Below are 2,065 nucleotides of genomic sequence, written 5' to 3' on the forward strand. Positions count from 1 at the left end.
ACGGCCCGAGCCGCATCAACCGGCGCGTCACCGTTCGCCGCATCACGCCGCTGCTCAATGGCGGCCAGGCCGCGCTGCCGCCGCCCCCGCCCGGCGTCGCCCCGCCGCGCTGAGCGCAGCTACGAACGCAAAAAAGCAAATGGCCGGGAGCAATCCCGGCCATTTTTATTAGTCACGTAGGATGGGTGGAGCGAAGCAATACCCATCACTTGCATCCACATGCGCTCACAGATGATGGGTATCGCTGCGCTCAACCTATCCTACGCATCGCGGATGACTCGCCTTCAACCCTTGTCGTTCTCGAGCTGGAAGATCTGCGCGCCTTCCGGACCTGACAGCAGGCCGGTGTCCGAATAGAGCTTCAGCTTGGTACGGGTGTCGGCGATGTCGAGATTGCGCATCGTGAGCTGGCCGATGCGATCCGCCGGGGTGAACGCGGCATCGTCCACCTTTTCCATGCTCAGCCGCTCCGGCTGATAGGTCAGGTTCGGGCTTTCCGTGTTCAGAAGCGAGTAGTCGTTGCCGCGGCGCAGCTCGAGCGTGACTTCGCCAGTGATAGCACGCGCCACCCAGCGCTGCGCGGTCTCGCGCAGCATCAATGCCTGCGAATCGAACCAGCGGCCCTGATACAGCAGCCGGCCAAGCCGCATGCCGCTGATGCGGTATTGCTCGATGGTGTCCTCGTTATGGATGCCAGTGACCAGCCGCTCATAGACGATGTGCAGCAGCGCCATGCCCGGCGCCTCGTAGATGCCGCGGCTCTTGGCCTCGATGATGCGGTTCTCGATCTGGTCGCTCATGCCGAGGCCGTGGCGGCCGCCGATGGCGTTGGCTTCGAGAAACAGCGCGACCGGTTCGGAGAACGTCTTGCCGTTCAGCGCGACCGGCTGGCCCTCCTCGAACCGCACCGTCACCGTCTCGGCCTTGACTGCGCAATCGTCGCGCCAGAACGGCACGCCCATGATCGGATTGACGATCCGGATGCCGCGATCGAGGCTCTCGAGATCCTTGGCCTCGTGGGTCGCACCGAGCAGATTGCTGTCGGTCGAATACGCCTTCTCGGCGCTCATCTTGTAGTCGAAGCCGTTGGCGGTGAGGAACGCCGACATCTCGGCGCGGCCGCCGAGCTCGTCGATGAATTGCTGGTCGAGCCAGGGCTTGTATATCCTGAGGTTCGGATTGGTCAGCAGGCCATAGCGGTAGAACCGCTCGATGTCGTTGCCCTTGTAGGTCGAGCCGTCGCCCCAGATGTTGACGCCGTCCTCCTTCATGGCGGCGACCAGCATGGTGCCGGTGACGGCGCGGCCGAGCGGCGTGGTGTTGAAATAGGTGATGCCGCCGGTGGAGATGTGGAACGCGCCGGATTGGATCGCGGCGATGCCTTCATGGACCAGCTGGGTGCGGCAATCGACCAGCCGCGCCTTCTCGGCGCCGAAGCCGAGTGCCTTGCGCGGAATCTCGTCGTAATCGGCCTCGTCGGGCTGGCCGAGATTGGCGGTGTAGGCGAAGACGCGCGCGCCCTTCTGCTTCATCCACAGCAGCGCCGCGCTGGTATCGAGGCCGCCCGAGAATGCAATGCCGACCTTGTCCCCTTTGGGCAGGCCTTTCAGGATCGTCGTCATGGAGCTTCCAATCGGTCGGTGGTGCAGATGCGTAAATTAGCCGCGCGAATATCAAATTTCGCTGGTCTCGGCACGCCTTTTTGGCAGCGCGTTCAGCGCGAGCCGGCGCCGGCCCCGCGGCGACGTCGGAACAGCCGGCGCATAAGCCGGAAGCCGGGCCACGCCAGGCGGGTCAGCGCGGCGTCGATCGCCTCGTCCGACAGCCGGGTCGAGGGCCAGCGGTAGATATAGCCGTGGGCCAGCCATATCACGAAGAAGCTGACGAGGCCGGCGGCGGCGACATCGGTAAAGAAATGCCCGCCGAAGGACATCCGCAGCACCGAGGTCGTGGCGCCGAACAGCAGCGCCGCGGCATAGGCGACGGGGCGAATGGCGGGCGGCGTCAGTGCGGCCGGCGCGATGGTCCAGAACGCCGTGGCACCCTCGCCGGAGAAGAACGAGCA

The 2,065-nt window shown here is 64.9% G+C and carries 1 protein-coding gene and 2 pseudogenes; 1 reads left to right on the forward strand and 2 read right to left on the reverse strand.

Going from position 1 to position 2,065, the window contains the following annotated elements:
- Nucleotides 1-113, forward strand: a pseudogene (locus WA702_RS24775) (OmpA family protein); the annotation flags it as partial.
- A gap of 171 nt (nt 114-284) precedes the next feature.
- Here WA702_RS24775 and argG read toward each other — a convergent pair.
- Complete coding sequence (gene argG / locus WA702_RS24780; protein ID WP_425113180.1) at nt 285-1,622, reverse strand: argininosuccinate synthase; 1,338 nt, start codon at nt 1,620-1,622, stop codon at nt 285-287.
- A 92-nt stretch (nt 1,623-1,714) separates the two neighbouring features.
- Nucleotides 1,715-2,065, reverse strand: a pseudogene (locus tag WA702_RS24785) (phosphatase PAP2 family protein); the annotation flags it as partial.

Origin of the sequence: Bradyrhizobium sp., assembly GCF_049798375.1 — a bacterium.
Lineage (GTDB): Bacteria > Pseudomonadota > Alphaproteobacteria > Rhizobiales > Xanthobacteraceae > Bradyrhizobium.

Excerpts from the sequence above, each read along its gene's own strand:
- argG (WP_425113180.1), bottom strand. The coding sequence starts at position 1,622 with ATGACGACGATCCTGAAAGGCCTGCCCAAAGGGGACAAGGTCGGCATT.